A 23,062-nucleotide genomic window follows, 5' to 3' on the forward strand; every position below is an offset into this window, starting at 1 on the left:
CTAACGCAGCACTGCCCGCAGCTCAGCTTGAAGTGCACGCAACGGCTCCAGGTAGAGCGCAACGAGATTGCTGACACTCACCTGTGTCGCCGCAACGCCGACGTTCACGGCTGCGATCACCGTCCCGCGCACGGTCATCAACGGCACGGCGATCGAGCGCAATCCGAGCTCGACCTCCTGATCGATCAACGCGAACCCTTGCGTCCGCACCCGCCCTAACTCCGCAAGGATGGTGTCGGGGTCGGTCAAGGTGTGAGCAGTCCGCGCCGGCAGGGCATGGGAAGATAGAAGATGTGCAGCGCGTTCCGGAGGCATGGCTGCCAGGAGCACGCGCCCCATGGAAGTGCAGTATGCCGGAAGCCGCGAGCCGGGCATCAGCGCGATCGACATCACCTTTCGCTGCGCCGCGCGCGCGACATAGACGACGTCGGTGCCGTCCAGAATCGAGACGGACGAGCTTTCGCCGAGCCGCTCCGAAAGGCCATCCAGCAAAGGCTGCACCAGATGCGGCAGCGGCATGGTTGCCAGACAGGCTGTCCCGAGCCTCAACACGCGCGGCGTGAGCGTGAAGAACTTTCCGTCGTAGTCTGCGTAGCCGAGATGGGAAAGCGTAAGGAGACAGCGTCTGGCTGTCGCCCTGTCGAGACCGGATGCATTCGCGACGTCCGTGATCGACTGCCGTGGCCGTTCCACCGTGAACGTCTCTATGACGGACAATCCCTTGGCCAAGCCACCCATCTTGTCCCGTTCGGAAATGGGCATCCATTCACCTTGTGCGATATGTCAACAAACGAATGATATCGCACAAGCCGGCTTGCCGAAAGATCTCATCTGCCGATACGTGTGGCGGCGAAATCGATCTTGGTGCCGGGAAAGGCTGGTTACGTGGACAAGACAATCGCGAGCCTCGCGGAAGCAGTGGCAATCGTCGAAGACGGCATGACCGTCATGATCGGCGGCTTCGGCGGCGCAGGTGCTCCGATAGAGCTGATCCACGCCCTGATTGACCGTTTTCGCGCTACCGGCGCCCCGAAAAACCTTACGATCGTCAACAACAATGCAGGGAACGGACGGATCGGCATCGCCGCCATGATCGACAATGGCATGGTCGCCAAGATGATCTGCTCGTTCCCGCGCTCGTCCGATCCGCGGGCATTCACCGAGCGGTATCTCGCCGGGAAAATCGCGCTCGAACTGGTTCCACAGGGGACCCTGGCCGAACGAATCCGCGCCGGTGGCGCGGGTATCCCGGCTTTCTACACGCCGACGAGCTACGGGACCGATCTCGCGGCCGGCAAGCCTGTGGCCGAGTTCGAGGGGCGCCACTATGTGCAGGAACGTTGGCTGAAGGCGGATGTGGCCCTCATCAAGGCGGAACTTGCCGACCCTCATGGTAACCTCACCTACAGGAAGGCGGCACGCAACTTCTCGCCGCTGATGGCGATGGCCGCACGCACGACCGTCGTTCAGGCGCGCCGGATCGTCCAGCCCGGTGCGATTGATCCCGAGCTGGTCGTGACGCCCGGGATCTTCGTGGACCAGGTGATCGAGGTCTCGAACCCGATGCAAGAAGAGGCGCTTATCCGCCAAGGGGTCGCATACGCATGACAGTCAAGCTGACCAACGCGCAGATTGCATGGCGCGCCGCGCAGGACATCGAGGACGGCGCTTATGTGAACCTCGGCATAGGCTTTCCCGAGATGGTGGCGAGCTTTCAGCCGCCTGGGCGTCGGGCGATCTTCCACACCGAAAACGGCATCCTCAATTTTGGCGAAGCCCCGGCGGCAGGCGACGAGGACTGGGATCTGATCAATGCGGGGAAGAAGGCGGTCACGCTCAATCCGGGCGCTTCGTTCTTCCACCATGCCGACAGCTTCGCGATGGTGCGCGGCGAACACCTCGACGTTGCCATTCTCGGCGCCTACGAGGTGGCCGAGACCGGTGACCTCGCGAACTGGAGCACAGGACCCAAGGGCATACCAGCGGTCGGTGGTGCTATGGATCTGGTGCACGGAGCAAAACGCGTGGCCGTCATCACCGATCACGTCACCAAGGACGGTCGTCCGAAACTGGTGAAGGCCTGCAGCCTTCCCCTGACCGGCGTGCATTGCGTGACGAGGGTCTACACGAGCCTTGCGGTCATAGACATCATCGATTGTCGTTTCGTGCTGCGCGAGAAGCTGTTTGCGATGAGCTTCGATGAATTGCAGGCGCTGACCGGCGCAGAGCTTAAGGTCGATGGCGAAATCAAATCCTTGACTGCACCGGAGCTCTGAATGACCGAGGCCTTCATCTGCGACTACATCCGCACCCCGATCGGCAGGTTTGGCGGTTCGCTGTCCTCGGTCCGGACCGACGATCTCGGCGCAGTGCCGCTGCGAGCGCTGCGGCAACGCAATCCAGGCCTGGACTGGTCCGCGGTGGATGAGGTCATCTTTGGCTGCGCCAACCAGGCAGGCGAGGACAACCGCAATGTCGCGCGCATGTCATCGCTGTTGGCGGGACTGCCGATCGAAGTCCCGGGCAGCACGGTCAACCGCCTGTGCGGTTCTGGAATGGACGCCGTGGGCATCGCTGCACGGGCCATCAAGGCCGGCGAAGCCGACCTGATCATCGCCGGTGGCGTCGAATCCATGAGCCGCGCGCCGTTCGTGCTTCCGAAGGCGGGCGAGGCGTTCTCGCGCAACGCCGAGATTTACGACACCACGATCGGTTGGCGCTTCGTCAATCCATTGATGAAGAAGCAGTACGGCGTCGATTCGATGCCGGAGACGGGTGAAAACGTTGCGGAAGCCTTCAAGGTCAGCCGCGCCGATCAGGATGGCTTCGCCGCACGCAGCCAGGCCAGGACCGCCGCCGCTCAGGAAAATGGCCGGCTCGCGCTGGAGATCACGCCGGTGACTGTGCCCCAGCGCAAAGGCGATGCGATCATGGTCGATCGCGACGAACATCCACGCGCCGGAACGACAACCGAGTCGCTCGCCAAGCTTGCAGCGCCGTTCAAAAAGGAAGGCGGCACCGTCACCGCGGGCAACGCCTCTGGCGTGAACGACGGCGCGGCAGCGCTGATCATCGCGTCCGAAGCTTCCGTCAAGGCATTCGGGCTCACACCGATCGCCCGGATTGCGGGCGTCGCGACCGCCGGGGTTGCCCCACGGATCATGGGAATCGGTCCGGCTCCGGCGACACGCAAGCTTTGCGCGCGGCTCGGCATCGCGCCTTCGGACTTCGACATCATCGAGCTGAATGAAGCATTTGCCTCCCAAAGCATCGCCGTGCTCCGCGAACTCGGTATCCCCGAGGACGCGGAGCATGTGAACCCGAACGGCGGAGCGATCGCGCTCGGGCACCCGCTTGGGATGTCGGGCATTCGCATCACCGGCACTGCCGCGCTTGAGTTGCGGTCCCGAAAAGCACGACTGGCCCTGGCCACGATGTGCATCGGTGTCGGACAGGGTATCGCGATCGCTCTGGCCAGTGCGTAGCGGAGATGATGCGACGGTCCGAGTCAGGCGGATTGCATCGATCCGCAGCGAAGTAACTACGGGTATGGATCGGTTCGTCAGCTTGTCGATTCGCTAACAGACCAGCGCTGTGGCGAACCGACAAAGATCGTGCCCTGGCTCGCCAAGTCGTGGATATCTATGACCTACGGGCAAAAAAGAAGCGCCGCACTGGGCGGCGCTTTCTTCTAATTGCTTGATTCCCCAAGGAGGAAACTGGAGCGGGTGAAGCGATTCGAACGCTCGACCCCAACCTTGGCAAGGTTGTGCTCTACCCCTGAGCTACACCCGCTCGCGCGGCTTTGGGCCGCAAGCCGGGCCTATATGGCTGAAGAGCGCGGCGATTGCAACAGGGAAATCGCAGGCTTTTTTCAATGCGCCGGACGAGGCCGGCGGGCCGCCGGCGGCAGCCGGAAGGATTCGGCGCCGCGTCGCGCGGCGGTCTTGTCTCGACCATGTCATTGGCCGTAAACGGCATGGCTGGAAACCAGCCGAAGACGAGAACCCCATGCCCAGGACCGAAGCCGAGCTCTTTGCCTTTCTTGCCGAACTCGGCATCGCCGTTTCGACGAAACGCCATCCGCCGCTCTATACGGTCGCCGATTCGCAGGCGCTGCGCGGCGAAATCGCCGGCGGCCACACCAAGAACCTGTTCCTGAAGGACAAGAAGCACGCCTTTTTCCTGGTCACGGTCGGCGAGGACGCTGTCGTCGACCTGAAGCAGATCCATCATGTGATCGGCGCCGCCGGCCGCGTTTCCTTCGGCAAGCCGGAGATGCTGATGGAGCTTCTGGGGGTCGCGCCGGGCGCAGTCACGGTGTTTGGCCTGATCAACGACACGCAGCACAGGGTCAAGGTCGTGCTCGACGAGGCGCTGATGCGGCATGCGGTGATCAACGCGCATCCGCTGACCAATGAGGCGACGACGTCGATCGCATCGGGCGACCTCGTCAGATTCGTCGAGGCAACCGGGCACGATGCTGCTATCTTGAAAGTCTCGGCATGATCGCCACATGGATGGCGAAACCGGTTTCCAACCAAGGACAGTGCGCCGATCCGCTGGCGCCACCGAAAGGGCGACGACATGAGTGACAACAATCCGTTTGGCGGCTCCTTTGGCAATAGCGGCGGCCAGTATGCCACGACGGTGCAGTATGGCGGCGGCGCGGAACCGCAGAAACCTGCGGCCGGCGCCGCCCCCGCCGGCGACGTCATCAAGGATACGACCACCGCGGCCTTTGCCGCCGATGTCATCCAGGAATCGCGCCGCCAGCCGGTGCTGGTGGATTTCTGGGCGCCGTGGTGCGGGCCGTGCAAGCAGCTGACGCCGCAACTGGAAAAGGCGGTCCGCGCCGCCGGCGGCAAGGTCAAGCTGGTCAAGATGAACATCGACGACCATCCCTCGATCGCCGGCCAGCTCGGCATCCAGTCCATTCCCGCGGTCATCGCCTTCAAGGACGGCCAGCCGGTCGATGGCTTCATGGGCGCCATCCCCGAGAGCCAGATCACCCAGTTCATCGACAAGGTCGGCGGCAAGGGCAATGGTGCGGCTGATGTAACCGAGGCGCTGACGGCGGCGGCCGAGGCGCGCGCTGCCGGCGACGTGCAGACGGCGGCCGACATCTATGACGCCGTGCTCGAGCAGGCGCCGGAGACGATCGAGGCGATAGCGGGGCTAGGCGAATTGCTGTTCGAGGCCGGTGATACCGAAGGCGCCGAGGCGATGCTGGCGCGGGCGCCGCAGGCCAAGGCCGATGCGCCGCCGCTGGCCGCGCTGCGCGCCAGGATGACCTTGGCCGCGCAAGCGTCCGAACTCGGCAACCCGGCGGAGTTCGAGCGCCGGCTGGCTGAGAATCCCGGCGACCATCAGGCCCGCTTCGATCTGGCCATGGTCCAGAACGCCAGGGGCGAGCGCGATGCGGCCGCCGACAATCTCCTGGCCATCATCAAGGCTGACCGCGGCTGGAACGAGGACGGCGCCAAGGCGCAATTGCTGCGCTTCTTCGAGGCCTGGGGCATGACCGACGAGGCGACGCTTGCCGCGCGGCGCAAATTGTCGTCGCTGCTGTTTTCCTGAGCCGGCGCGGCCGAATGGTCGCGCGGGGCTTGCACCCGGCGCCGGCCGCGCCAGATAGGACGAATCCGGCCCGCCTTTCCCTCGGGAAGCCAACAACCCCGGGCAGCGACAGGCGGATCGCGGCATGGAGGCGCTTCCCAGGCGAAGCGATCGGAGGAACGAGGTGCAAGCGGGAAACGCTCACTACCGGCTCGCCAGGGATCTGCCGTCGACCATCCCGGTCTTTCCGCTCGAGGGCGCGCTTCTGCTGCCGGGCGGCCGCATGCCGCTCAACATCTTCGAGCCGCGCTACCTGCAGATGGTCGACGAGGCGATCGCCGGCTCACGGCTGATCGGCGTCATCCAGCCCAGCCTTGACGGCGCCTTGCGCGACGATGGCGAGCCGGAACTCTGCAATGTCGGCTGCGCCGGCCGCATCATAGCGCTTTCCGAGACCGGCGACGGCCGCTACCTGATTTCGCTGCAGGGTGTGTGCCGGTTCCGTGTCACCCATGAGCTGACGGTCAAGACGCCGTTCCGCCAAGGCAAGATCGCCCCCTTTCTCGCCGATCTCGACGACGACCAGGCGGCCGCCGAGGTCGACCGGCCGGCGCTGCTGCGGGCGTTCCGCTCCTATCTGCAGGCCAACGACCTGGAGGCCGACTGGGAAAGCGTCAGCCGGGCCGAAAACGCCATGCTGGTCAACGCGCTGTCGATGATGGCGCCCTATGGACCGGCCGAGAAGCAGGCGCTGCTCGAAGCGGCCGATCTCAAGACCCGCGCCGAAACGCTGATCGCCATCACCGAAATGGCGCTGGCGCGCGAGAACGAGGATTTTGGCTCGAGCCTGCAGTAGGATGTTGAGAGAGGGCACGATGGCGGCGGATGGGCGTGACGGAAAGAGAGCGAATGTCGACCCCAGGATGCTGGAGCTGCTGGCTTGCCCGCTGACCAAGGGGCCGCTGGCCTGGGATCCCGAGCGCGGCGAACTGATCTCGCGGGTCGCCAAGCTCGCCTATCCCGTGCGCGACGGCATCCCGATCATGCTGCCTTCGGAGGCACGGAGCATCTCGGCGGAAGACGTGCTGCCGCCGCGGCTGGGCGGGCCGGCCGGCTCGACGTGAAAATTATCGGTCGGCATTCTACGGCGCCCCCCTCTGCCCTGCCGGGCATCTCCCCCTCAAGGGGGGAGATCGAATGTCACCTCCGCCTTCGCCAATCTCCATTGTTGCAGGAATTGGCGGAGCGTTGAAACTGCCAATCTCCCCCTTGAGGGGGCGAGGAGTGGTCCATGAAGTGGACGCAAAGCCAATTGCTTGGCTTTGCGAACGAAGAGCGCCCGAAGCGACAGCGAAGGGCCGGGTCCGGCAGGCGAGAGGGGGGCTCGCCCGCCAGCGTCAAGTTTCGCACCGCTGCGGTGCGGAGACGTCGCGGCATGAATCCTCGCGCCGCGTCGCTTCGCTCCTTGCTCCGCCGGTGGATGACGAAGGCATTGATGTGTCTACTGAAAATTGCGGCCCCTGGGCATGACGCTTTCCGCTTCTTCCGACAGTGTTGCCAAATCCTGCCCGGCCGGTGGGTTCCGCATCGCGGGCCGGCCGGGACGATCCGGATCCTCCCTCGAGGCGTGCCCCTGAGAACCGGCGCCCGGCAAACTGGCCTGGTCGACCTTCTCCAGCAACACCGTGAGCCAGGGCGTCAGATCCTCGATCTTCTCGGCGACGATGTGGACGACATCCGATTCCGACTGCAATTTGCCGGTGACCTTGACGAAGCGCGCGCCCATGACGATGGGACGGAAGCGGTCGAAGGTCCGCTGCCAGAAAATGACGTTGACGACGGCTTCGTCATCCTCCAGCGTCAGGAAGACCGCATTGCCCTTGCCGGGGCGCTGCCGCACCAGAACGAGCCCGGCGACCGAGACGCGCCGTCCGTCCCGCACCGAGCACAGCCTGGCATTGGGCGTGACGCCGGCCCGGTCGAGCCGCTCGCGCAGGAAGGCGACCGGGTGCGCCTTCAAGGACAGGCCGAGCGAGCGGTAATCGTGGATGACATGCTCGCCGAGCGGCATTTTCGGCAGCTTCGTCTCCGGCTCCAGCTCGCGTAGCCGCAGCGCCGGCTGATCGAAAAGCGGCAGCTTTTCGGCGGCACTCTTGCCGTCGAGGGCGCGCACCGCCCAAAGTGCGGCGCGGCGGTCGAGGCCGAGCGAGCGGAAGGCATCGGCCTGCGCCAGTCTTTCGATCTCGGCGACATCGAGGCCGGAGCGCAGCCAGACATCCCGCACGGATGCGTAGCCTGAACCGCGCCGCTCGACGAAGGCGTCCATGCGCTCCTTGGAAAGTCCCTTGATCTGCCTGAAGCCGAGCCGCACTGCGTGCTGCGTCGCGATGACGCCGCGCATGTCGGCATGGCGCGGCAGGATGTGGGCCGGGTCGAAAGTCGCCTGTTCCAGCGTGCAGTCCCAGACGGAGAAATTGACGTCGACCTCGCGGATGTCGACGCCATGATCGCGTGCATCACGAACAAGCTGGGCCGGCTGGTAAAACCCCATGGGCTGTGAATTCAGGATCGCGGCGCAGAACACGTCGGGATAGAAGGTCTTGAACCAGCAGGAGGCATAGACCAGCAGCGCGAAGGAGGCGGCATGGCTTTCGGGAAAGCCGTATTCGCCAAAACCCTCGATCTGCTTGAAACAGCGTTCGGCGAAATCCCGGGTGTAGCCCTTGCCGACCATGCCGTCGATCATGCGCCGGCGGTAATTGCCGATCGTGCCGGTGCGCTTGAAGGTGGCCATGGCGCGGCGCAACTCGTCGGCCTCGCCAGGCTTGAAGCCACCGGCCACGATGGCGATGTTCATCGCCTGTTCCTGGAACAGAGGAACGCCCAGCGTCTTGTGGAGGATCGCCTCCAGCTCCGGTTTCTGATACTCGGGCTGCTCCTTGCCTTGCCGGCGGCGCAGATAGGGGTGGACCATGTCGCCCTGGATCGGGCCGGGCCGCACGATCGCCACCTCGATGACAAGGTCATAGAATTCTTTTGGCTTGAGACGCGGCAGCATCGACATCTGCGCGCGCGATTCGATCTGGAAGACGCCGATCGTGTCGGCGCGACCGATCATCTTATAGACCGGCTTCGCCTCTTCCGGCAGGGTGGCAAGGACATAGGGCTGCCCGTAAGGGTCTCGCGCCTGCGGATAATGGTCCGTCAGCAGAGTGAAGGCGCGTTTGAGACAAGTCAGCATGCCGAGCGCCAGCACGTCGACCTTGAGGATCTTGACCGCGTCGAGATCGTCCTTGTCCCATTCGACCATCTTGCGTTCCTCCATCGCCGTCTTGACGATGGGCACGATCTCGTCGAGCCGGTCCCTGGTGATGACGAAGCCGCCGACATGCTGGGAGAGGTGACGGGGAAAGCCCATGATCTCGTTGGCACGCTCCATCACGTGCCGCGATATGGGGTCGGCGCGATCGAGGCCGCCGGCCCGGGCTTCCTTCTCGCCGAGCTCCGAGGTCGACCAGCCCCAGATCGAGCCGGAGAGCGATGCCCTGACATCCTCGGACAGGCCCATCGCCTTCGACACTTCGCGCAGCGCCGAGCGGCCGCGATAGCTGATGACGGCGGCGGCCAGCGCGGTGCGCTTGGAACTGTATTTCTCGTAGATATATTGGATGACCGTCTCGCGCTTCTCATGCTCGAAATCGACGTCGATGTCGGGCGGTTCGTTCCTCTCCTCGGAAATGAAGCGTTCGAACAGCGTGTCGATTCGCTCCGGCCCGACCTCGGTGATGCCGAGGCAGAAGCAGACGACCGAATTGGCGGCCGAACCGCGCCCCTGGCAGAGAATATCCTGGCTGCGGGCGAATTTGACGATGTCGTGGACCGTCAGGAAATAACGGGCATAGTTCAGGCGCTCAATAAGGGCGAGCTCTTCCTCGATGCGCCTCGTCACCGATTGCGGCACGCCCGAGGGATAGCGCCTGGCCGCCCCCTCCCGCGCCAACCTTTCCAGCTCCGCCTGCGGGCCGAGCCCTGATTGCGTCGGCTCGTCGGGGTAATTGTACTGAAGGTCGCTGAGCGAGAAGGTCAGCTCCTGCGCGAAGCGCAGCGTTTCGGCCAGTGCCTCCGGGTGCCTGCGGAACAGGCGCGCCATCTCCAGCGGCGGTTTCAGATGGCGCTCGGCATTCGCCGTGAGTTCCAGCCCGACCTCCGAAACGGGAATGTTGAGACGGATCGCGGTCAGCACGTCCTGCAGCGGGCGGCGTTCGGCCGTGTGGTAGAGGACGTCGTTGGTCGCCATCAAGGGCAGGCCGGCCAGCTCCGCCATCGCCGCCGCCTGCTCGATCCTGAAGCGGTCGTTTCCCGCGTAGTCGGGCGAGACACCGAGCCGCAGGGCCCCGCCGAAACGGTCCTTGAGCTGGCGAAGCAGGGCAAGGCTGTCTTGCGCGCCTGTCGCCAGAGCGGGCAGGACCGCCAGCGACATCAGTTCGCCCCATTCGAGAAGGTCGTCGCGCCGCAGAAGGGTCGCGCCCTTTTCGTTCTCCTCGCGCAGATTGGCTTGCGTGAGCATGCGGCACAGATGTCCCCAGCCCTTGCGGTTCCGCGGATAGGCGAGAATATCAGGCGTGCCGTCGCAAAAAACCAGCCGGCTGCCGGGGTGGTAGGCAAGCGTCTCGACCTTGGCCTGCTGCCAGGCGCGCACCACGCCCGCCACCGTGTTGCGGTCGGCGAGCCCGATCGCGGAGAACCCCATGAGCTTGGCCGCGACCACCAGCTCCTCCGGCTTGGAGGCGCCGCGCAGGAACGAGAAATTCGACTGGATGCCGAATTCCGCATAGGGAATGGCGGTCAGCGCGTTCATGCGAAGACCCCGTGCAGGAACCAGCGCGGCGGGATTTCAGAGCCGCCATAGAGACCTTGCCGGTAGAGCCAGTAGCGGCGGCCGTCGGCATCCTCGATGCGGAAATAGTCGCGTGTCGACGCCGCTTCGTCGCTCGAAAATTCACGCCACCATTCCGGCGCGATGCGTTCAGGGCCTTCGGCGCGGGCGACCCTGTAGAGCGCACGCCGCCAGCGGAAATTCAGCGGCGGTCCCTCGGGCATTTCGGTGGCCGGCACCTCAATCGGCTCGGGCGAGCGGAAAAGCCGGATCGGCCGCTCCGGCGGGAAGATGGTCATCGGCGCCTGCATCCTGTCCGGTTTCTTCGGCGGCGTGATGCGGCGCGGGGTTTCCGTGAAGGGGATGGTGGCGACGGCACGCTCGGGCAGATGGCTTTCCACGACGACCGGCTTGAGAACCGCGCCCTCGCCGAGCCGGGCGCGGATGCGGTCGGCGAACAGCGCGATATCGGCGCCGTCGTCGGTCGTTTTGCCTGTCAGGTCGGCCTGCGGCATGTCGAAGGCCGCCGCCGCCAGCACCGAAAGCCGCACCAGGTCGAAGCCATAGCCGGCATCGATATGCTGCTCGAGGGCGGCCAGCCGCTCATGGAACAATTTCTGGATCAGCCGGGGTTCGCGCATCGGTCGCGACGTGCCGAGCGCGATGCGGCTGACGGCGCCGTCGACGCGGAACAAGAGCAGCGCCAGGCTTCTCGCGCCTTCGCCGCGCCGCTCGAGGTCGATCTTCAGGGTCGTCGCCAGCATGCCCACCAGCCGTTCTATGTCCTCTGTCAGCGTGACGGGCTCGGCCAAATGGCGTTCGACCGAAAGCGGCGCGACGGGCAGGCGCGGCGACACCGCCTCGTCGAGACGGCCGAGCGCCTGGTCGAGGCGCAAGAGCAGGGAGGCACCGAAGCGGCGGGCGAGCGGCGCGCGCGGCGCGGCCATCACCGCGCCCGCCGTGCGCAGGCCAACACTTTCCAGGCTGGCGCGGGTTTCCGGCGCGATGCGTAGCGCCGCCAGCGGCAAGGGCGCCAGGAGCGCTTCCTCCTCGCCGCCGGCAACGATGCGGTCGCCGCAGAACCGCGCCGCCGCCCAGGCGGCGCCGGGTGTCGCGGCAAGGCCGGCACGGACGTCGAAGCCCTGATGGAAGAAGCGCGACAGGATCTCGTCCAGCATGGCGCGTTCGCCGCCGAAAAGATGGGTGCAGCCGGTGACGTCGAGGAACAGGCCGTCGGTCCCGTCGAGCGCCACCAGCGGGGTATAGCGGTCGCACCAGTCCGCAAGGCCTTCGAGCAGGCGCCGGTCGGCTTCGGCATCGGCCTCCATTATGTCGATCGACGGATGCATGGCGCGCGCATCGGCGATGCCCATGCCGGGCTTCAGATGCAGCGCCTCAGCCCGCTCGTCGAGGGCTAAGATGCGCTGCGCGTTGCTGTCGCGATGGCTGATCACCAGCGGCCGGTGATCCGACGGTCGGGAACGCCAGGACCGCCCCAGGCGCTGCCGCAGGATCCGTTCGGCCGCGAGATAGGGAAACCACAGGGACAGGATTCTTTGCTCGTTCTTCCCCAATCCTTCTTTCATCGAATATGCGTTCATCGGGGTTCCACTCCAATATGAATTGTCCCGGCAGGGCCGTGCGGCTCTTGCCGATGCTGATGATGAAGGCGGGGCGGCCGATCGAGCCGGCAAGCGGCCCGGCGACCGTGTCGCGCGGCCCTGCCGGCGCCGGCGAGACGATGAGGCGGACGGGCGCCGCCGTCGGTTCGGGTTCGGCCGCCTGCCGCAGCAGGAAGACCGGCCGGCCGGCGCTCTGCGCGCGGGCGTGCAGCCGGCGCGTCGCGGTCAGGTCCAGCCGCTGCGGATTGCCGCGGACTTCAAGGATGACGGCGGCGAGCGCCTTCATGCGGGCCGCCTCCTCGGCGACCCACAGCGCATCGGCGAGCCTTGGCGCCTCGGAAAACAGCAATTGCTCCGGCTCGATGCCGAAGGCGGCGTGAAGGCCCCGGGCATAGGGAAAACCCGCTTCGCGAAAAACCTCCTGAGTGCCGATCCACAGCACCGGCAATCGCGGCCCTTGCTTGAGAACCAGGCTGGGCTTGAGAATCAGGCTGGGCTTGAGGATCAGGCTGGGCTTGAGGATCAGGCTGGCGAGCGACAGGGCGAAGCCGGCGACGGCTCCGGCATCGCGGGTCTCGACGCCATGGATTTCGCTTAAGGCCGCTTTCGGCAGGCCACCGCTCAAATCGCCGCCCAAATCGCCACCGAGGGCGGCATCGAGACGGCCGACGCCGGTGCGCAGGAAAGCATCCGGCCTGGCTACGGCGATGCCGCGCCGGACCACGGTGCGGTCCGCGTCGGCCGTGCCGGCGTCGGAAGCCGCGCCGGCCGGCGCCTGCAGGCGCTCGGGCAGCGTTCCCTCGATCTTCGCGATCTGGCGGCGCAGGGCAAAAACAGTCTCCCGCGCCACGGCGGTCATCGCCATGACGGTCAGTGTCCACTCACAATTGTTCCTGTTATGTTCTTATAGATTCCAGAGGCGACCCGAAGAGTCAAGCAGACTCATGGGGAATTTATTCCTCTCCGATAAGAGGGCCAACATGGTCGGACAGCCGGCCGCGCCTCAAGCCATGCCAAACGGCTCCGGGTGCCGTAAGCAATCCTGGGGTTAGCCGCCGCGTCATTTGCCGATTGTGGCCCAAAAGCCTATATGCCGGGATCAAAGGACAAAGCATGGCCCGCATCTACAAGACCCGCATTTGGCACGACCAGCTTTCGCCGTCGATGGACGAGATCGAGTTCCTGGCGCTGGAGGCCTACGCCCATCTGCCCGAGGATTTTCGCAAGCTGACCGGCGAGATCGTCATCCAGATCGCCGAGTTCCCGACCGACGAGATCATGGACGACCTGTCGCTGGAAACGCCCTTCGACCTGCTCGGCCTATTCGAGGGACGCGGCATTGCCGAGCGCTGGAACCCGCAGACCGGCGAAGGCCCGAACCGCATCACGCTCTATCGCCGCGCCATCCTCGACTACTGGGCCGAGAACGAGGAGACTTTGGGCGACATCGTCACCCATGTGCTGATCCACGAGATCGGCCACCATTTCGGCCTCTCGGACGACGATATGGAGAAGATCGAAGAGGCAGCCGAGTGACCGGTTCTACGTCAGGCCGTCATTTCACAATGAGTGTGACGAAATGTTTTAATACGTTCTGCACAGTCTGCTCCCCGGTATGTCCTGCCACTGCCCATTGCGCAAAATGTCCATCAATGTACATGCGTGCGAGCCCGTAGACGAGCGCCCTCGCGGCTATCTGGGTCTCTGCCATGTCGTCCGACCGGAGCATGTTTCGCCGCTGTGCTTCTGCCATTGACGCTTCCATCAGCGAACGCACCGCTTCATTATCGTGACGCAGCGACTCCGAAGCATCCCAATCAATAAGATTGCGTGTCGAGATGATCTGGAAGTGGGTGGGGTTTCGAATTGCCCAGCGCAAATAGGCGATTCCAACAGCGGCAAAGCGTTCGATCGGATCGTCCGTCGCAACCTTCTCGACCGCATTCGTGATCTCCGAGCGGAATCGGCTCATTGCCTGCTCCGCGACAGCCGTCATCAACGCGGTCTTGTTGCTGAAGTGACGGAATGGCGCGCCGGGGGAAACCCCGGCACGTTTTGCGGCTTCGCGCACGCTCACATTGTCGGGGCCGCCTTCCTCGACCAGTTGAACCGCGGCATCGATCAGGACCTCCCGCAAATTGCCATGGTGGTAACCAGTGCGATGAGGCGCCTTGGCTTTTGCCATCTCTTTCCCTTCGTTCCGTGGAGCAGCTCCCCGCCTCTGTAGCATGATTCCGCGATTTATGTAATCGCCGTTTACAATTCCGGCCAGAGGATGTAAGCAGTGATTACTGATGGGATCGGAACAGGCCTACGGTCTTCGCGGCTCCCGAACTCCCAGTTGAGGAGACGAACATGCTCGCCAGAACAGCCCCACCCCGCTCGCAATCGGTCATTTCGCATCAGAGTCCAGCCGAAGAACTTCAGCAGGAGAATTTCGCGATTGTTCAGTCGAGCGCGACTGTGCCCAGCCTCACGCTTTATCGGCTTGCCGCCGTCGCCGGGATGGGAAGCGCGCTTATTCTTCTGGTCAACGCGGCTAAACGCAGCTCGCTCATCGCGACCACCGATCTGACGCAACTTCTCGCACCAGTCGCCGAGATATTGGCGCTTGGCCTCGTCGTGGGCCTGTTTCTTGCGTTTGGCCGGCGCGCGGGGCTGTTCGGCACTATCGCGTTTGTCATCAACTTCGTTGCGTTGGCAAGTTTGGTAGGCGTGGAAGCAGTGATCAATCTGGTATTTTCGAAGCTTCCGCTCACAACCATCGTCGAGCTGCGAGCCGGACCGCTCGGTCTGGCTCTGGTCGCCAGTTCGGTTCTTTTTCTGGTTGGAACGCTCGCGTTTGTAATCTCTCTCGCCGTTGCAAGAGGCGTGCCGCGCATTCCTCTCGCTCTTTATCTCATTGGCGCGGTGCCGATCGCGCTTCGTGCGTTCGTTCCGGAGCTGGCTCTTGACCTGGGCTTGGCGATGCTTGCGGCATCGATCGTCTGGCTGGCGGCGTGGCTGTGGATGCGAGGGGCTACCAGTCGCTGAGCTTGGTGTCCGGCCCGTATTCCTGGCCCTCGACATCCTTCACCACGGCCTGGCCGCAGCGCATGGTCTTGGTCTTCTTGTCGTAGGCGTAGGTGGGGGAGCCGAACAGGTGCCAGCCCTTGTTCAGCGCCGCCGTCACCTTGTGACAGAAGCTGGCGTCGTCCGGAGCGGTGAGAAAGCGGTAGAGTTTCATCATTCAATTCCTGTCGTCAGTCCATCGCCCGCGATCGGCAATCCAACACGGCACATCATGCGCCGACGGCCGCCGCCTTCGCCAGCAGTTTTTCGGCCTGCGCAAGGTGCAGCCGTTCGACCATCCTTCCCTCCAGCGCAATCACGTTCTTGCCGGCATTTTCCGGAAGCGCAAAGGCCTGCTTCACCGCGCGGGCCTTGGCCACCGCCTCCGCCGACGGCGCAAAGGCGCGGTTCGCCGCCTCGATCTGGGCGGGATGGATGAGCGTCTTGCCGTCGAAGCCCATGGCGGCCGCTTCCGTGCATTCGCGGCTGAAAGCATCGAGCGCGCGAAAATCGTTGAAGACGCCGTCGACGATATCGAGATCGCCGGCACGCGCCGCCAGCACCATCTGCATCAGCCACGGCAGGAGATAACGCCGGTCCGACGTCGCCATAATGCCGGTGTCCTTGGTCAGGTCATTCGTTCCGGCAACGAAACAATCAAGCCGCGAGGCAGGATCGCGGCCAAGTTCGGCGATGGCGCCGACATTGAGCACAGCCTTCGGCGTCTCGATCATCGCCCATAGTTTCACGCTGTCGGGGGCGGAATTGTCGTCGAGCACGTCACCCGCCTCGAGCACGTCGCGGGGCGTGTCGACCTTGGCCAGCAGGATGCCGTCCGGCTCCGCCTTGGCCGCCGCCAGCAGGTCGGCGCCGCCCCATTCGCTCGAGAGCGCATTGATGCGCACCACCATCTCGCAGCGCCGGCCACTATGGTTGGTATCAGGACGATTGCTGAAGATGCCGGCCAGTTTTTCGCGCGCCGCGACCTTCTCGGCCGGGGCGACGGCATCCTCCAGGTCGATGATGACGGTATCGCAGGCAAGCTGCGCCATCTTGGCCAGCGCCTTGTCGTTCGAGGCCGGGACATAGAGCACCGAGCGGCGCGGGCGGTAGGGATCGGTCGTCATGCCAAATCTATGCCGCCTGCCGCGGGTCGAGGCAAGGGAACAGGCGGCATCGCGCGGTGCTCTACCGGGGGGACCGCATGGGCTCGGCATCGTGCTGGCCCTCCTGAAAGCGCATGATGGCACGATCCGGCCGGTTGACTCCGAGCGCGGCACGCGCTTCGAGATTGTTTTGCCGGTCGCGTAAGGACGCCGGCAGCGGATCGGAGAAAAAAGTGCGCTACGACATCGTCCTCATCGGCGGAGCCATCGTCGGCTCCTCGATTGCCTATTATCTGCGCGAGGAGGGCTTTTCCGGCAGGATCGCGCTGGTCGAGCGCGACCCGCAATTTTCCCACGCGGCGACAACGCTATCCATGGCCTCGATCCGTCAGCAATTCTCCATTCCGGAAAATATCCGCCTGTCGCAATTCACGCTGAAACTGTTCCGCCGGCTGAAGGAAGAATTCGGCGCCGACGCCGACATCGGTTTTCGCGAGGGCGGCTATCTCATTCTCGCCGGCGAGGCCGGGCTGCCGATCCTCAGGGCCAACCACGAGGCGCAGGTTGCCGAAGGCGCCGACATTTTGCTGGAGGACGCCGAACAACTCGTGCGCCGTTTCCCTTGGCTGTCGGCCGAGGGCATCACCGCCGGCGCCTATGGCCGCAGCGGCGAGGGCTGGTTCGACGCGCATGCCATGCTGATGCTGTTCCGCAAGGCGTTGCGGGAGAAGAAGATCGACTTCATCAATGCTTCGGTCACCGGCATCGAGCGGCAGGGTGACCGCGTTACCGGCGTCAGCCTCGACAATGGCGAACGGCTCGAGGCCGGCATCCTTGTCAATGCCGCAGGGCCGAACGCGGGCAAGGTCGCCGCACTCGCCGGGCTGGCGCTGCCGGTCGAGCCGCGCAAGCGCAACGTCTTCGTCTTCGAGGCGCGCGAGAAATATGCCGACATGCCGCTGCTGGTCGACCCGTCCGGCATCTATGTCAGGCCGGAAGGCTCGGTCTATCTCACCGGCGGCGCCGAGCCGGAGGAGGGCGACGGCCCGGCCGATCCCGCCGATTTCGACGTCGACTGGCCGCTGTTCGAAGAGGTGATCTGGCCGGTGCTGGCGACCCGCATCCCGGCCTTCGAGGCGATCAAGCCGACGCGCGCCTGGGCCGGTCATTACGACTACAACACGCTCGACCAGAACGCGGTGATCGGCCCGCATCCCGAAGTCGGCAATTTCCTCTTCGCCAACGGCTTTTCCGGCCACGGCCTGCAGCAGGCGCCCGCCGTGGGCAAGGCGCTGGCCGAGCTGATCGTCCATGGTGGCTACCGCACGATCGATTGCTCCCCCTTTGGCTACGAACGCGTTGCCGAAGGGCGGGCGTTCCGCGAGTTGAATGTGATTTGAGCCGAGTCAAGGTCCCTCTTTGACGCTGACATCAAAAGGGTCTGCACCGCCACCAGTCGGCTAAGCCGCCACTCGGCTTCCCGCACCCAAATACGCCTGTAGCCAGCCCAGCACGCGTCCCCAGCCCTCGGCATGTTCGGCCGCCGCTTCGGCCAGCCCGGCAAAGCCGCCATGGCAGATGGTGAGGCGCGTGCCCGCGGCGGTTGGTTCCAGCAGCCAGGCGACCGTCGTTTGCCGGCGGCCAAGCGTCGGATGGTCCCAGGCATAGGCCCTTGTCTGCACGATCCGGCGCGGCACCTCGATATCGAGGAATTCCCCGTTGGCCGGCAGCTCCCTGCCGTCGGCTCCACGGACCGTGACGGCCCATCGGCCGCCGGCGCGAGGGTCTGCCGACCATTTCACCATCCGGTAGGTGTCGGCGGACCCCCACCATTGTTCGACCTCGTCGGAGATCAGCGCGCGGAAGACGCGCTCTGCCGGCGCGTCGATCTCGGCCTGGGCCATAACGGTCTCGCCATTGGTCATGCTCTGCACGGCTGAAGTTGGCACTGGCACATGCAACATCGATGCCTCCGGATGATTGTTTCGGCTCGAAAACGATGATTTTCAGCCTTTCGACGCCGGCCGAGACAGGCCCTGCCCGGTTTCGAGCAGGCTTTTCAGGCTCGACAGGACGAGCGGCCAGCCATTGCCGACATGCTCCAGCAGCTTGTGCGGGCCGTCGGCCGCATGGGTGACGGCCAGCTTCATCATGTCGCCCTCCTGCTCGATGATGAAGGTGCAGGTGGTGTAGCCGTCGGCCTTCACGTCCGGCATGAACTCATTGCGCCATTTGATCACCAGGCGCCTTGGCGGATCGATCTCGAGGATCTCGCCGCTGTCGGTCACCCGGCCGTCGGCATAGACCATCTTCCACGCGGAGCCCTTTCTCCAGTCGCTCTGCATGCGGGCGCCGAGAAAATATTGCTCGTGGAATTCCGGTTCGGTCAGCGCCTGCCAAAGCTTGTCGGGCGTGGTGCGGATGTAGGTCACATAAACGAAGGCGTTGCTCATCAGTCTTCCCTTTCGAGGCGTCTCTTCAGATCGCCGAGGGCGGAGAGCCGCCCCCGCTCGAATTTGCCGATCCAGCGCTCGGCGATCTCGTTGATCGGAACCGGGTTGAGGTAGTGCTCCTTCTCGCGCCCCTTGCGGATTGTGGTGACAAGGTTCGCCTCCTCGAGGATCGCCAGGTGCTTGGTCACCGCCTGGCGCGTCATATCCATCTCAGCGCACAGCCCGTTCAGCGTCTGCCCGTTCCTGTCATGAAGGCTGTCCAGCAATTGCCGGCGGGTCGGGTCGGCCAAAGCGCGAAAGACGGCGTCCATGCTCATGGCTCTAATATGCAACCATTTGGTTGCATGTCAAGGCGACATGTCATGCCAACGGCTGCTGGATCCGGCCACAGGAGAAAAAATGTCAGCGCGTGCGGGAGAACCAGAAGGCGTCGGCCATGCGCATCATGCCGATGCGTTCGTAGAAGCCGGCGGCGTCGGGCACGGAAACCAGGCTGATGGCGACGGACGGGCCGAGCTGCCGCCGCGCCTCGTCCATCAGTCCCTTGCCGATGCCGAGCCCCTGCGCCGATCCGGAAACGGCGAGATCGGAGATGTAGCAGACCCAGGAGAAGTCCGTCACGGCCCTGATGACGCCGACCAGGGGCTTGCCTTCGGTATCCAGCCGCGCGGTCAGCACCAGATTGGCGCCCGACAGCATCGCCCGCAGCCTGTCGGCATCATCGACGGGACGGATCTCGCCAAGGCCGGAGTCCACCAGCACGCGGCGGAATTCGGCGACGTCGAGCGCGGGTTCGCGTGCATAGAGAATTTTTTCAGCCATCACAGCCAGACTGCACCATCGGGCCGCGAATTCGAAGCCGTTTGTGCGGCACCCCGTGCCGACGCGCGCGAACACCTGCCTTTTATTTGTCGCCGGCTTTGTGTAAACCGGGCGCCAGCAATCCCCCGCAATGCCAAGAAGACGGGCAAAGACCATGGAAAAATTCACCAAGCTCACCGGCGTCGCCGCGCCCATGCCGATCGTCAACGTCGACACCGACATGATCATCCCCAAGGACTACCTCAAGACGATCAAGCGCACCGGGCTCGGCAGCGGCCTGTTCGCCGAGATGCGCTACAAGGACGACGGTTCGGAGAATCCGGATTTCGTGCTCAACAAGCCGGCCTACCGCAAGGCGCAGATCCTCGTCGCCGGCGACAATTTCGGCTGCGGCTCCTCGCGCGAGCACGCGCCGTGGGCGCTGCTCGATTTCGGCATACGCTGCGTCATCTCGACCTCCTTCGCCGACATCTTCTATAACAACTGCTTCAAGAACGGCGTGCTGCCCATCACCGTCAGCCCCGAGGATCTCGACAAGCTGATGGACGACGCTTCGCGCGGCTCCAACGCCACTTTGTCGATCGACCTCGAGGCCAAGGAGATCCGCGGGCCCGACGGCGGCGTGGTCAAGTTCGACCTCGATGACTTCAAGCGTCATTGCCTGCTGAACGGCCTCGACGATATCGGCCTGACGATGGAGAAGGCCGGCGCCATCGCTTCGTTCGAGAAGAAGAACGCCGAGCTGCGCCCCTGGGCCTGAACGGCGCGGCTGACGACATCGGCCCGGCCGTCGCTGGCCGGGCTTGCGGCAGCTGAAGGAGGAACTGTCATGATACGCCCGCTTCTTGCCAGCGCCTGCGCCCTGGCCATGACCGTGGCGACGATGGCCGGCGCGCATGCGCAGGCCGAGACGCCAGAGGCGCAGCCACCGGCGGCAAGCGAGACGCCGGCCACGGATCAGGGAGCCGCCGACGTTTCCGACGACGACAAACAGGCGCCGGTCCCGTTCGAGGGCGGCCAGTTCACCATCACCCAGCAGGAACAGTATGGCGAGAAGGTGCTTGCCTATGACGGCAAGCAGCTGGCCGGCAATTACGACGTCTTCTTCGACAAGATCGTCGAGGTCGGCGGCGTCAAGGTGGCGCTGTTCGACGTCGGCGACGGCGGCAACCAGTGCGGGCCGGCGACGGTGATCGTCTGGAAACCGGAAGGCGCGGAGATCCAGAGCACCACCGTCGAGCAGGACGAGTGCGGCGCGCCGCCTACGGCCGTCTCCGACAGCGCCATCTATTTCGTGCCCTATCTCCTGCCCGGCGATTCGAAACCGGCATTGCAGTGGTCGCCGACATCGGGGCTGACGATCTCCGGCAATCTGACCTACATGCCCGAACCCGGCACCGACTGGAAGGACATCGATCCGTCGAAATACGACAACATCATCGACGCCTTCCACAATGAGGCCGTCTACAAGGCGGCCGAGGCGCTGCTCGGCAAGGACATGCCCGACATGGCGACCAGCCTGCTGGTCGGCGGCGGCACTGAAAAGACCGCGTCCGGCGCCTTCTACGCCAGCGGCTGCGTGCCGCACGATTGCGGCGGCAATGACGGCTTCATGGCGGTCGATCCGGGCCAGCACAAGCTCTATTTCGCCCGCCGCGGCGACAATGGCGAGCCGGACGCCAAGCCCCCGGTGAAGACCTGGCCGGCCGACGTGAAGGCAGCGCTCGACAAGGCGATGAGCGCGGCGAATTAGAGCAATTCCGGGAAACGGTTTTCAGTCCGGAATTGCGCACCGGTGGCGGGCCAGCACCCCCCTCTGTCCTGCCGGACATCTCCCCCTCAAGGGGGGAGATTGACAGTTTCGGCGCCCCGCTCACTTGGCTACGTTGGGAAATTGGCGAAGGCAGAGGTGACGGCCGATCTCCCCCCTTGAGGGGGAGATGCCCGGTCGGGCAGAGGGGGGCAGTGCCCCGCCAACATCACCAGTTTTTGCTGTCGCGCTCTAAATATGCAACGCGTGTCCCAGCGCCTTCAGGGCCGCTTCCTGGAAGCCTTCGCCCTGCGTCGGGTGGGCGTGGATGGTGCCGGCGATGTCCTCCAGCCGCGCGCCCATTTCGAGCGCCAGGCCGAAGGCCGTCGACAGTTCCGACACGCTTTGCCCGACCGCCTGGATGCCTAGCACAAGATGATTGTCCGCGCGGGCGACGACGCGGACAAAGCCATCCTCGCCAATCCTGGTCATCGCGCGGCCATTGGCGGCGAAGGGAAACATCCCGACCTTGATTTCCCCGCCGAGCGCCTTGGCCTCTTCGGGCGACAGGCCGACGGTGACCAGCTCCGGATCGGTGAAGCAGACGGCGGGGATAGCCCGCTTGTCCCAGCCGCGCTTATGGCCGGCGACGATTTCGGCGACCATCTCGCCTTGCGCCATCGCGCGGTGCGCCAGCATCGGCTCGCCGGTGACGTCGCCAATGGCGAAGATGCCGCGCATGGAGGTGCGGCACTGCTCGTCGATGCGGATGAATCGCCCCGCCATGTCGAGGTCGATCTGGTCGAGCCCCCACCCTTCCGTCACCGGCTTGCGGCCGACCGTGACCAGGATCTTGTCGGCGGCGATCCTCGCATCCTTGCCGTCCGGGGTCTCGACCAGCAGCGCATCGCCTTTCGTCGACAGGCCCTTGGCCTTGGCGCCTGGCATCATTTCGATGCCGAGCGCCGCCAGCCGCTTGACCACCGGCCGCGTCAGTTCGGCGTCATACTGCGCCAGCACGCGCGGCAAGGCCTCGACCACGGTCACCGCCGCGCCCATCTTGGCGAAGACAGTGCCGAGCTCCAGGCCGATATAGCCGCCGCCGACCACCGCCAGCCGCTGCGGCACCTCCTTCAGCGCCAGCGCTTCCGTCGACGAGATCACCGGCCCGCCGAACGGCAGGAACGGCAATTCGACCGGCGCCGAGCCGGTGGCGATCACCACCGCTTCGGCGCGGATCACCTGGCTTCCCGTCTCGGTCTCGACCGCGACGGTCTTGCCGTCTCGAAACGTCGCCCAGCCCTGCACGGTCTTCACCCCGGCCTTCTTGAGCAGGCCGGCGACACCGCTGTTAAGCCGACTAACGATGCCGTCCTTCCAGGCGACCGTCTTGCCCAGATCCAGCGCCGGAGCGGCCAACGAAATGCCGAGCGGGCTGTTGCCGCCCGCCATCTGCGCGACCTTCTCGAACTCCTCCGCTGCATGGATCAGCGCCTTGGAGGGAATGCAGCCGACATTGAGACAGGTGCCGCCCGGCTTGCCGGCCTCGACGATGACGGTATCGACGCCGAGCTGCCCGGCACGAATAGCGCAGACATAGCCGCCCGGCCCGGCGCCGATGACCAGCAGCTTGCAGGAGATTTCTTTCATGACGTGACCCTTCGATCCGAGGAAACGCTCCGTCGAGATTCTTCGCGCCCCCCTCTGTCCTGCCGGACCTCTCCCCCACGAGGGGGGAGATTGGAGGCTTCGGCGCCTCGCTCAATCCCGCAGCGCTGGTGATTGGCGAAAGCCGGCGTGACATCTGATCTCCCCCCTTGTGC

The 23,062-nt window shown here is 64.8% G+C and carries 25 protein-coding genes and 1 tRNA gene; 13 read left to right on the forward strand and 13 right to left on the reverse strand.

The genetic code is table 11. The annotated features are described in order from the left end of the window. The gene (locus FJ490_RS09330) at positions 1–762 is read right to left on the reverse strand and encodes an IclR family transcriptional regulator C-terminal domain-containing protein (RefSeq protein WP_140728709.1); all 762 of its coding nucleotides are present in this window, start codon (positions 760–762) and stop codon (positions 1–3) included. 123 nt (positions 763–885) lie between these two features. Between FJ490_RS09330 and FJ490_RS09335 the strand changes: the two genes are divergently transcribed. The 3 genes from FJ490_RS09335 to pcaF are packed head-to-tail and all read left to right on the forward strand — an operon-like array spanning position 886 to position 3,485. Then, positions 886–1,608: a 3-oxoacid CoA-transferase subunit A gene (locus FJ490_RS09335; RefSeq protein WP_140563884.1), complete on the forward strand. Its 723-nt coding sequence runs from the start codon at positions 886–888 to the stop codon at positions 1,606–1,608. Beyond that, positions 1,605–2,276, forward strand: coding sequence for a 3-oxoacid CoA-transferase subunit B (locus tag FJ490_RS09340; protein WP_140728710.1), 672 nt, complete (start codon positions 1,605–1,607; stop codon positions 2,274–2,276). Before FJ490_RS09335 ends, FJ490_RS09340 begins: the two co-directional genes overlap by 4 nt. Then, on the forward strand, positions 2,277–3,485 hold the full coding sequence (pcaF, locus tag FJ490_RS09345) for a 3-oxoadipyl-CoA thiolase (protein ID WP_140728711.1): 1,209 nt from the start codon (positions 2,277–2,279) through the stop codon (positions 3,483–3,485). A 235-nt stretch (positions 3,486–3,720) separates the two neighbouring features. Here the strand turns inward: pcaF and FJ490_RS09350 are convergent. Further along, a tRNA-Gly gene (locus tag FJ490_RS09350) sits at positions 3,721–3,795 on the reverse strand. 216 nt (positions 3,796–4,011) lie between these two features. On the opposite strand from FJ490_RS09350, the gene FJ490_RS09355 reads away from it, so the two are divergent. From FJ490_RS09355 to FJ490_RS09370, 4 genes are all read left to right on the forward strand, one after another. Continuing rightward, entirely contained in the window at positions 4,012–4,509 is a 498-nt protein-coding gene (locus FJ490_RS09355) for a prolyl-tRNA synthetase associated domain-containing protein (RefSeq protein ID WP_140728712.1), read from the forward strand. Positions 4,510–4,587: 78 nt separating this feature from the next. Continuing rightward, the gene (gene trxA, locus FJ490_RS09360; protein WP_140625342.1) at positions 4,588–5,580 is read left to right on the forward strand and encodes a thioredoxin; all 993 of its coding nucleotides are present in this window, start codon (positions 4,588–4,590) and stop codon (positions 5,578–5,580) included. A gap of 163 nt (positions 5,581–5,743) precedes the next feature. Beyond that, positions 5,744–6,415, forward strand: a complete 672-nt coding sequence (locus FJ490_RS09365) for an LON peptidase substrate-binding domain-containing protein (protein ID WP_140514078.1) — start codon at positions 5,744–5,746, stop codon at positions 6,413–6,415. A 19-nt stretch (positions 6,416–6,434) separates the two neighbouring features. After that, positions 6,435–6,683 (forward strand): Trm112 family protein, encoded by a 249-nt coding sequence (locus FJ490_RS09370; RefSeq protein ID WP_140514079.1) that lies wholly within the window; start codon positions 6,435–6,437, stop codon positions 6,681–6,683. Positions 6,684–7,060: 377 nt separating this feature from the next. Here the strand turns inward: FJ490_RS09370 and FJ490_RS09380 are convergent, their stop codons facing one another. The 3 genes from FJ490_RS09380 to FJ490_RS33045 are packed head-to-tail and all read right to left on the reverse strand — an operon-like array spanning position 7,061 to position 12,922. Next, entirely contained in the window at positions 7,061–10,417 is a 3,357-nt protein-coding gene (locus FJ490_RS09380; protein WP_140728713.1) for an error-prone DNA polymerase, read from the reverse strand. Next, the gene (locus FJ490_RS09385) at positions 10,414–11,889 is read right to left on the reverse strand and encodes a DUF6504 family protein (RefSeq protein ID WP_140491985.1); all 1,476 of its coding nucleotides are present in this window, start codon (positions 11,887–11,889) and stop codon (positions 10,414–10,416) included. Before FJ490_RS09385 ends, FJ490_RS09380 begins: the two co-directional genes overlap by 4 nt. Next, the gene (locus FJ490_RS33045) at positions 11,831–12,922 is read right to left on the reverse strand and encodes a hypothetical protein (protein ID WP_140728714.1); all 1,092 of its coding nucleotides are present in this window, start codon (positions 12,920–12,922) and stop codon (positions 11,831–11,833) included. The genes FJ490_RS09385 and FJ490_RS33045 overlap by 59 nt, the downstream gene beginning before the upstream one ends. Positions 12,923–13,170: 248 nt before the next feature. Between FJ490_RS33045 and FJ490_RS09400 the strand changes: the two genes are divergently transcribed. After that, positions 13,171–13,593 carry a metallopeptidase family protein gene (locus FJ490_RS09400; RefSeq protein ID WP_140491980.1) on the forward strand — a complete coding sequence of 141 codons (423 nt, stop codon included), beginning with the start codon at positions 13,171–13,173 and terminating at the stop codon, positions 13,591–13,593. A 19-nt stretch (positions 13,594–13,612) separates the two neighbouring features. On the opposite strand, the gene FJ490_RS09405 is transcribed toward FJ490_RS09400, so the two are convergent. Beyond that, a complete protein-coding gene (locus tag FJ490_RS09405; RefSeq protein ID WP_140514082.1) occupies positions 13,613–14,242 on the reverse strand; it encodes a TetR/AcrR family transcriptional regulator in 630 nt (209 codons plus the stop codon). Between the two features lie 170 nt (positions 14,243–14,412). Here FJ490_RS09405 and FJ490_RS09410 point away from each other — a divergent pair, with 170 nt between their 5' ends. Next, positions 14,413–15,090, forward strand: coding sequence for a hypothetical protein (locus FJ490_RS09410; protein WP_210239459.1), 678 nt, complete (start codon positions 14,413–14,415; stop codon positions 15,088–15,090). On the opposite strand, the gene FJ490_RS09415 is transcribed toward FJ490_RS09410, so the two are convergent. Next, a complete protein-coding gene (locus tag FJ490_RS09415) occupies positions 15,077–15,283 on the reverse strand; it encodes a DUF1737 domain-containing protein (protein WP_140493464.1) in 207 nt (68 codons plus the stop codon). The two genes, FJ490_RS09410 and FJ490_RS09415, sit on opposite strands and share 14 nt — an antisense overlap. A gap of 55 nt (positions 15,284–15,338) precedes the next feature. Continuing rightward, positions 15,339–16,235 carry a CoA ester lyase gene (locus FJ490_RS09420; RefSeq protein WP_181165192.1) on the reverse strand — a complete coding sequence of 299 codons (897 nt, stop codon included), beginning with the start codon at positions 16,233–16,235 and terminating at the stop codon, positions 15,339–15,341. Here FJ490_RS09420 and FJ490_RS09425 point away from each other — a divergent pair. Together FJ490_RS09425 and FJ490_RS09430 are read left to right on the forward strand one after the other, a co-directional pair. Next, positions 16,234–16,419, forward strand: a complete 186-nt coding sequence (locus FJ490_RS09425; protein WP_140514084.1) for an ATP-binding protein — start codon at positions 16,234–16,236, stop codon at positions 16,417–16,419. The two genes, FJ490_RS09420 and FJ490_RS09425, sit on opposite strands and share 2 nt — an antisense overlap. A 28-nt stretch (positions 16,420–16,447) precedes the next feature. After that, complete coding sequence (locus tag FJ490_RS09430) at positions 16,448–17,614, forward strand: FAD-binding oxidoreductase (RefSeq protein ID WP_140514085.1); 1,167 nt, start codon at positions 16,448–16,450, stop codon at positions 17,612–17,614. Between the two features lie 60 nt (positions 17,615–17,674). Here the strand turns inward: FJ490_RS09430 and FJ490_RS09435 are convergent, their stop codons facing one another. From FJ490_RS09435 to FJ490_RS09450, 4 genes are all read right to left on the reverse strand, one after another. Next, a complete protein-coding gene (locus tag FJ490_RS09435) occupies positions 17,675–18,178 on the reverse strand; it encodes an SRPBCC domain-containing protein (protein ID WP_140514086.1) in 504 nt (167 codons plus the stop codon). A gap of 42 nt (positions 18,179–18,220) precedes the next feature. Next, positions 18,221–18,667, reverse strand: coding sequence for an SRPBCC family protein (locus tag FJ490_RS09440; protein ID WP_140514087.1), 447 nt, complete (start codon positions 18,665–18,667; stop codon positions 18,221–18,223). Continuing rightward, a complete protein-coding gene (locus FJ490_RS09445; RefSeq protein ID WP_140514430.1) occupies positions 18,667–18,978 on the reverse strand; it encodes a metalloregulator ArsR/SmtB family transcription factor in 312 nt (103 codons plus the stop codon). The genes FJ490_RS09440 and FJ490_RS09445 overlap by 1 nt, the downstream gene beginning before the upstream one ends. 91 nt (positions 18,979–19,069) lie before the next feature. Continuing rightward, on the reverse strand, positions 19,070–19,489 hold the full coding sequence (locus tag FJ490_RS09450; RefSeq protein ID WP_140491962.1) for a GNAT family N-acetyltransferase: 420 nt from the start codon (positions 19,487–19,489) through the stop codon (positions 19,070–19,072). A gap of 154 nt (positions 19,490–19,643) precedes the next feature. Between FJ490_RS09450 and leuD the strand changes: the two genes are divergently transcribed. Continuing rightward, a complete protein-coding gene (gene leuD, locus FJ490_RS09455; RefSeq protein WP_140491959.1) occupies positions 19,644–20,249 on the forward strand; it encodes a 3-isopropylmalate dehydratase small subunit in 606 nt (201 codons plus the stop codon). Positions 20,250–20,318: 69 nt separating this feature from the next. Beyond that, entirely contained in the window at positions 20,319–21,242 is a 924-nt protein-coding gene (locus tag FJ490_RS09460) for a hypothetical protein (RefSeq protein ID WP_140514088.1), read from the forward strand. A gap of 249 nt (positions 21,243–21,491) precedes the next feature. Here the strand turns inward: FJ490_RS09460 and lpdA are convergent, their stop codons facing one another. Then, the gene (gene lpdA, locus FJ490_RS09470) at positions 21,492–22,889 is read right to left on the reverse strand and encodes a dihydrolipoyl dehydrogenase (RefSeq protein ID WP_140728716.1); all 1,398 of its coding nucleotides are present in this window, start codon (positions 22,887–22,889) and stop codon (positions 21,492–21,494) included. Positions 22,890–23,062 lie beyond the last annotated feature (173 nt).

Origin of the sequence: Mesorhizobium sp. B2-5-11, assembly GCF_006440835.1 — a bacterium.
Taxonomy (GTDB): domain Bacteria; phylum Pseudomonadota; class Alphaproteobacteria; order Rhizobiales; family Rhizobiaceae; genus Mesorhizobium.

Bases quoted from the DNA above. Each gene is read 5' to 3' on its own strand.
- FJ490_RS09445 (WP_140514430.1), bottom strand. From the start codon at position 18,978: ATGGACGCCGTCTTTCGCGCTTTGGCCGACCCGACCCGCCGGCAATTG.
- FJ490_RS09440 (WP_140514087.1), bottom strand. From the start codon at position 18,667: ATGAGCAACGCCTTCGTTTATGTGACCTACATCCGCACCACGCCCGAC.
- FJ490_RS09405 (WP_140514082.1), bottom strand. From the start codon at position 14,242: ATGGCAAAAGCCAAGGCGCCTCATCGCACTGGTTACCACCATGGCAAT.
- FJ490_RS09355 (WP_140728712.1), top strand. From the start codon at position 4,012: ATGCCCAGGACCGAAGCCGAGCTCTTTGCCTTTCTTGCCGAACTCGGC.
- leuD (WP_140491959.1), top strand. From the start codon at position 19,644: ATGGAAAAATTCACCAAGCTCACCGGCGTCGCCGCGCCCATGCCGATC.
- FJ490_RS09330 (WP_140728709.1), bottom strand. From the start codon at position 762: ATGCCCATTTCCGAACGGGACAAGATGGGTGGCTTGGCCAAGGGATTG.
- lpdA (WP_140728716.1), bottom strand. From the start codon at position 22,889: ATGAAAGAAATCTCCTGCAAGCTGCTGGTCATCGGCGCCGGGCCGGGC.
- FJ490_RS09410 (WP_210239459.1), top strand. From the start codon at position 14,413: ATGCTCGCCAGAACAGCCCCACCCCGCTCGCAATCGGTCATTTCGCAT.
- FJ490_RS09400 (WP_140491980.1), top strand. From the start codon at position 13,171: ATGGCCCGCATCTACAAGACCCGCATTTGGCACGACCAGCTTTCGCCG.
- FJ490_RS09435 (WP_140514086.1), bottom strand. From the start codon at position 18,178: ATGTTGCATGTGCCAGTGCCAACTTCAGCCGTGCAGAGCATGACCAAT.
- FJ490_RS09420 (WP_181165192.1), bottom strand. From the start codon at position 16,235: ATGACGACCGATCCCTACCGCCCGCGCCGCTCGGTGCTCTATGTCCCG.
- trxA (WP_140625342.1), top strand. From the start codon at position 4,588: ATGAGTGACAACAATCCGTTTGGCGGCTCCTTTGGCAATAGCGGCGGC.
- pcaF (WP_140728711.1), top strand. From the start codon at position 2,277: ATGACCGAGGCCTTCATCTGCGACTACATCCGCACCCCGATCGGCAGG.
- FJ490_RS09370 (WP_140514079.1), top strand. From the start codon at position 6,435: ATGGCGGCGGATGGGCGTGACGGAAAGAGAGCGAATGTCGACCCCAGG.
- FJ490_RS09450 (WP_140491962.1), bottom strand. From the start codon at position 19,489: ATGGCTGAAAAAATTCTCTATGCACGCGAACCCGCGCTCGACGTCGCC.
- FJ490_RS09425 (WP_140514084.1), top strand. From the start codon at position 16,234: ATGCCAAATCTATGCCGCCTGCCGCGGGTCGAGGCAAGGGAACAGGCG.
- FJ490_RS09340 (WP_140728710.1), top strand. From the start codon at position 1,605: ATGACAGTCAAGCTGACCAACGCGCAGATTGCATGGCGCGCCGCGCAG.
- FJ490_RS33045 (WP_140728714.1), bottom strand. From the start codon at position 12,922: ATGGCGATGACCGCCGTGGCGCGGGAGACTGTTTTTGCCCTGCGCCGC.
- FJ490_RS09415 (WP_140493464.1), bottom strand. From the start codon at position 15,283: ATGAAACTCTACCGCTTTCTCACCGCTCCGGACGACGCCAGCTTCTGT.
- FJ490_RS09460 (WP_140514088.1), top strand. From the start codon at position 20,319: ATGATACGCCCGCTTCTTGCCAGCGCCTGCGCCCTGGCCATGACCGTG.
- FJ490_RS09380 (WP_140728713.1), bottom strand. From the start codon at position 10,417: ATGAACGCGCTGACCGCCATTCCCTATGCGGAATTCGGCATCCAGTCG.